At 74.1% G+C, this 5366-nt stretch carries 7 protein-coding genes; all 7 read right to left on the bottom strand.

Annotated elements, in window-relative coordinates; genetic code table 11:
* On the bottom strand, positions 1-898 hold an 898-nt coding region (locus UWG_RS0121380), incomplete at its 3' end, for an aminotransferase class I/II-fold pyridoxal phosphate-dependent enzyme (protein ID WP_016909246.1).
* Between the two features lie 19 nt (positions 899-917).
* Positions 918-1802, bottom strand: a complete 885-nt coding sequence (locus UWG_RS0121375) for an SDR family oxidoreductase (protein ID WP_016909245.1) — start codon at positions 1800-1802, stop codon at positions 918-920.
* On the bottom strand, positions 1799-2761 hold the full coding sequence (locus tag UWG_RS0121370; RefSeq protein WP_016909244.1) for an SDR family NAD(P)-dependent oxidoreductase: 963 nt from the start codon (positions 2759-2761) through the stop codon (positions 1799-1801). Before UWG_RS0121370 ends, UWG_RS0121375 begins: the two co-directional genes overlap by 4 nt.
* A 183-nt stretch (positions 2762-2944) precedes the next feature.
* Positions 2945-3343 carry a hypothetical protein gene (locus UWG_RS0121365; RefSeq protein ID WP_016909243.1) on the bottom strand — a complete coding sequence of 133 codons (399 nt, stop codon included), beginning with the start codon at positions 3341-3343 and terminating at the stop codon, positions 2945-2947.
* Between the two features lie 101 nt (positions 3344-3444).
* The gene (locus tag UWG_RS0121360; protein ID WP_016909242.1) at positions 3445-3852 is read right to left on the bottom strand and encodes a PTS-dependent dihydroxyacetone kinase phosphotransferase subunit DhaM; all 408 of its coding nucleotides are present in this window, start codon (positions 3850-3852) and stop codon (positions 3445-3447) included.
* Position 3853: 1 nt separating this feature from the next.
* Positions 3854-4486, bottom strand: a complete 633-nt coding sequence (gene dhaL / locus UWG_RS0121355; protein WP_016909241.1) for a dihydroxyacetone kinase subunit DhaL — start codon at positions 4484-4486, stop codon at positions 3854-3856.
* 53 nt (positions 4487-4539) lie between these two features.
* The coding region (locus UWG_RS0121350; protein ID WP_016909240.1) for a dihydroxyacetone kinase subunit DhaK at positions 4540-5366 on the bottom strand (827 nt) is incomplete at its 5' end.

Raw genomic sequence — 5366 nt, 5'->3', positions numbered from 1 at the left:
CCTGCTCCGCCAGCTCCAGCGTGGCGCCGAGCAGCCGGTGCCCCTGCTCGACCATCTGCCGCCGCCAGCCGTCCATCCCGGCGTAGAGGAGGACGTTGGGGCTGGTCGTGCCGAGGAGGTCGGCGCGCGAGGAGAGGCGATCGGGGTCGATGTGGTCGCCCTGGAGGTGGAAGACGGAGCCCTGCTCCAGGCCGCCGCCCATCTTGTGCACGCTCGTCACGCAGACGTCGGCGCCCGCGTCCATGGCCCACGACGGCAGGTCGGGGTGGAAGGGCAGGTGTGCGCCCCACGCCTCGTCGACGATGACCGGCAGCCCCCGCCGGTGGCACGACGCGGCGATGCCGTCGAGGTCGGCGCAGGTGCCGTACGGCGTCGGGCTGGTGACCAACGCGCCCATGGCGTCGGGGTGTTGCTCCAGCGCCGCTTCGTACGCCTCGGGCCCGGGGGCGTGCGCGAGCCCGCGCTCCGTGTCCCACCGCGGGTCGATCCACACCGGACGGATGCCGGAGAGGATGAGGCCCGAGACGACGGACTTGTGCGCGTCCCGCCCCACGAGCAGCTTCTCGTGCGGCCCGGCGGCGGAGAGCATCGCGGCCTTCACCGAGAGGCTGCTGCCGCAGGTGGAGAAGAAGGTGTGCTCCGCGTGGACGGCGTCGGCCATCAGGCGCTCCGCGCGCTCCAGGACGCGGTTGCGCGACAGCCGGTCGTCGAGGCCGCTGGTGGCGAGGACGTCACCGTGGAAGACGGCCGGGCCCAGCGTTTCCAGCACTCTCCGGTCGGCGCCTCTCGTCTGCTTGTGGCCCGGCGGCGTGAAGGGGACGTCGCCCGCTTCGTGGTAGGCGGCGAGCGCTTCGAGTACGGGGGCCGACGAGTGGTCCGCCGGCGTCGGGTTCGTCATGGCGGGTCCCCTCACCGCCTCATGGGAGCGCCGTGCCGCCGGTCGCGTTGAGGATCTCGGCGGTGATGAAGGCGGCGTCCTGCGAGGCCAGGTAGACGTAGGCGGGTGCCATCTCGGCCGGCTGAGCGGGGCGTCCCCAGGCGCTGTTGGCCCCGAACTCCGAGGGATCGGGGAGCGTCGAGGGGATCAGCGGCGTCCAGACCGGCCCGGGTGCGACGGCGTTGACGCGGATGCCCCTGCCCGCGAGGTCGGCGGCGACGGCCTGCGTGAAGGTCACGAGGGCGCCCTTCGTCGCGGCGTAGTCGAGCAGCGGCGGCTTCGGGCGGTACGCCTGCACGGAGACGGTGTTGATGATGCTTCCCCCCGCGGGGAGGTGCTCCAGCGCCATGCGGCTGAGCCAGAAGGTGGCGTAGAGGTTGGTGCGGACGACCCGGTCGAACTGCTCGGTGGGGATGCCGGCGAGTCCGTCGGGCTGCGACATCTGGTAGGCGGCGTTGTTGATGAGGACGTCGAGTCCGCCGAGCTCCTCGACGGCCCTGTCCATCAGGCGCCGGCACTCCGCTTCCTCGCGCACGTCGCAGGCGACCGCCGTGGCGTGCCTGCCCGCCTCGGTGACGAGCCGCACCGTCTCCGCGGCCTCGTCCTCCTCCTCGGGGAGGTGGCTGAAGACCACGTCGGCGCCCTCGCGTGCGAAGGCGAGCGCGACGGCGCGCCCGATGCCCGAGTCCCCGCCGGTGAGCAGCGTGCGCCGCCCGGTGAGGCGCCCGCTGCCGCGGTAGCTCTCCTCGCCGTGGTCCGGCCTCGGGGTCATCTCGCCGGTGTCGCCCGGGGGTTGCTGGCCCTGGTCGGGGAAGGACGGGCTGGGATGGCGCTCGGCCGGGTGGCCGTGCTGCTGGGCGCTCATGCGGCCCCCTTCACTTGGTTGAAGCGGTCGGCGGCGCGGTCGTTGAGCGTGCTGAGCATGCGCTGCCAGGCGGGTCGCCGGGTGAGCTGCCGGGCCGGCCTCGTCCCCGTCGTGTGGGCGCGCTCGGTCTCGCTCGACGGCAGCAGCCGCGTCACGAGCCCGTCCGTCTCGGTGACGAGCGCCGGCGCGATGCCGTGCGCGGCCGAGCCCAGCTTCGCCGCGGGCGTCAGGACGAGGCGGGCACGGCGCCCGGCCACGGCGGAGACGATCCGCTCCGCCGCGCGTTCGGCGTCCATCGACAGCAGCGGCATGCCGGAGAGCGCGGCGAACCAGCGGTGCTCGCGCTCCGCGTCCCCGGCGAACTCGGCCTGCCCGGCGGAGCCCGTACGCATCAGCCCCGGGTGCACGGCCGTGACGCTCACGCCGTGCGGCGCCTGCTCCGCGCGGAGCCCCTCGGCGAGCGCGCCGATCGCGGACTTCGCGCACGAGTACGGCAGCAGGTGCGGCACGCCCAGCAGTCCGCCGACGGACCCGATGAGGCCGAGTCTGCCGCCCGACGGGCTCTTCCTGAGCCAAGGCAGCGCCTCCAGGCTGGTGTTGAGCGCCCCGTAGAACATCGTCTCCATCGCGTCGCGGAACGTCTCCTCGCCCGCGGCCTCCGCGGGACCGACCTGGATGACACCGGCGTTGGCGAAGACCATGTCGAGCCCGCCCCGCGTCTCGGCCGTCTCGCGCACCAGCCGCGCGACCGACCCGCGGTCCCGTACGTCGCAGGTGCGCCCGGTGGCGGTGCCGGTCTCGGACGTCGCCTCCGCGCGGAGGCCGGCGACGGCCCGGTCGATCTCCTCCTCGTCGCGGGCCGCCACGGTGACGTCGGCGCCGCGCCGCATGCACGTACGGGCGAGGAGCAACCCCAGCCCTCGGGAGCCCCCGGTCACCAACACGGACGGTGCGTTCACGTTTCCTCCTCGGCACGTCGCAGCGGTGGCGCTCCCGGTTCGGGAGCCGCTCGACCCGGAGCGTGCGGGCACGTCCGGTCTCCGGGCGGTGCACCGCGTCGATGCGGGTTGCACGCCCGTCGCTTCCGTAAACGGCAGACGCGGGGGCGCCGGGCGGTGCCCGGCGCCCCCGCGGCGAGGTGTTCAGCGAGTCCGCGTGTAGGTGTTGCAGTTCCGCAGGGGCTCGCCGGCCTGGCGGTGGCAGACCTTGACGTGGATCTTCGTCCCCTTGGGGATCGAGTACGACTTGTTGGTGCACTTCTGCGCGCCCGAGATGCCGACCTCCCCGTAGACCTTGCCTCCCTGGGACTTGACGTTGCTGTAGACGCCCCTCCCGTCGGCCTTGGTGTCGCAGACGCTGTGGCGGAGGAAACCGCCGCCCGCCTCCTGGAGGGACGCGAAGCCGCCGCCCTCCTTGGGCTGGAACGTCTCGTCCGCCATCCCGGGCTGCTGCGGGGGCGTCGCGGCCGCGGCGGTGCCGAGACCGAGCGTCCCCGCGAGTGCGAGGGTCGTCGCCGTCAGAGCGATACGGCGTGAACGCACGGGTGGTCCTTTCCTCGGATGGCCGGGCATCGCCCCGGCCGGTCGGAACGACCCTCCTCGAGCTGCGTATCGGGGAGCTGACAGGCGCGTATCAGCAGCGTCTACACCTTCCGGTACTGGTACGCCTCCTCGGCCGCCGCGGCGACGGCGTCGAGGTCCGCGCCGCCCGACGCGGTGACCGCGGCCGCGATCGCGCCCTCCACGAGCGGCGCGTCCACCAGCCGTGCCGGCTCGGGGAGTTGGTCGCCCTCCGCGAGCAGCGACTTGACGGTGAGGACCGCGCTGCCGAGGTCGGCGAGGAGCGCCACGCCCGCCCCCGAATCGACCGCGTGCGCCGCCTCCGCGATCCGCTCGGAGCTGGTCCCCGTCCCGCCGCCCGCGGCGCCGCCGGCCCCGACGACCGGGGCCGCCTCCCCGCCGCCCAGCTCGCGTGCGAGCTGCGCCGCGGAGTCGGCGACCTCACTGCTGTGGGACACCAGGACGATCCCCACCTGCTCTCCGCCGGCCATCTCAGGCCCCCTCCCCGTACGCCGTCGCCAGTGCCTCGAAGAGCAGCGCGGTGGACGCGGCGCCCGGGTCCTCGTGGCCGACGCTCCGTTCACCGAGGTAGCTGGCCCGCCCCTTGCGTGCCTGCATCGGGACGGTGGCCTCGGCGCCTTCGGCGGCGGCGCGCGCCGCGGCCGGGAACGCGTCGCCCGGGGCCGAGCCGGCGTCGAGCGCGTCGAGCGCCGGGTAGAGGGCGTCGAGCATCGTGGCGTCGCCCGGTGCCGCGCCGCCGAGTTGGGCGACGGCGTCGGCCGCTCCGCGCAGCGCGGCGGCGAGCTCGGGGAGCGGCACGGCCGCCGCGTCGCCGAGCGCCTTCCCCGTGCGTCGGAGCAGCGTGCCGTAGAGCGGGCCCGATGCTCCGCCGACGGTGGAGATCAACTGTCGTCCCGTGAAGAGCAGGAGGGCGCCCGGCGTCTCCTGCGGTTCCTTCGCCAGCGCCGTCTGCACGGCGGTGAAGCCGCGTTGCAGGTTGCTTCCGTGGTCGGCGTCCCCGATGGGGGAGTCGAGCTCCGTCAGGTGTGCTGCCTCGCGGTCGATCGCCGTGGCCGCCGCGCGCAGCCAGTCGGCGAAGAACCCGGTATCCAGCTCCTCGGACACGTCTCTCCTTCCCGAGCGTGCTCGTGTCGTGGCGCGGAGCGCCCGGCGTGGTGTCAGGCGCCCCAGCGCAGGCCGGGGGTGCGTACGGGTGCGTCCCACAGCCGGAGCGTCTCCTCGTCGGCCCGGCAGAGCGTCAGCGAGGCCCCGGCCATGTCGAGCGAGGTGACGTAGTTCCCGACGAGCGTACGTGCGACCGGCACTTGGCGTTCCCCGAGGACGCGGTGGACCTCGGCGCAGAATCCGTAGAGCTCCACGAGCGGTGTGGCGCCCATGCCGTTCACGAGGGCGAGCACGGGACCCGTACGCCCGAGGTCCTCCAGGACCGCCTCCACGGCGAACTCGGCTATCTCGCCCGACGTCATCATGGGCCGCCGCTCCCGTCCCGGCTCCCCGTGGATGCCGATCCCCAACTCCAGCTCGCCCGCCGGGAGATCGAACGTGGGCCCGCCCTTCGCCGGGGTGGTGACGGCGCTCAGGGCCACGCCGAAGCTGCGGGAGTTCTCGGCGACCTTTCGCGCCACCGACTCGACCTGCTCCAGCGGCGCCCCCTCCGCGGCGAGGGCCCCGGCGACCTTCTCGACGAAGAGGGTGGCGCCCGTGCCGCGCCGCCCGGCCGTGAAGAGGCTGTCGGTGACGGCGACGTCGTCCTGGAGGAGCACCTTGCCGACGGTGATGCCCTCGTCCTCCGCGAGTTCGGCGGCCATGTCGAAGTTGAGCACGTCCCCCGTGTAGTTCTTGACGACGAAGAGCACGCCCTCGCCCGAGTCGGCGGCGGCCGCCGCCCGCACCATCTGGTCGGGCACCGGCGAGGTGAATATCTCCCCCGGGCACGCGGCGTCGAGCATCCCGGGTCCCACGAACCCGGCGTGCAGCGGCTCGT

Origin of the sequence: Streptomyces xiaopingdaonensis, from assembly GCF_000262345.1 — a bacterium.
In the GTDB taxonomy this organism is placed as follows: domain Bacteria; phylum Actinomycetota; class Actinomycetes; order Streptomycetales; family Streptomycetaceae; genus Streptomyces; species Streptomyces xiaopingdaonensis.
This window is presented reverse-complemented; position numbering and strand designations above follow the sequence as displayed.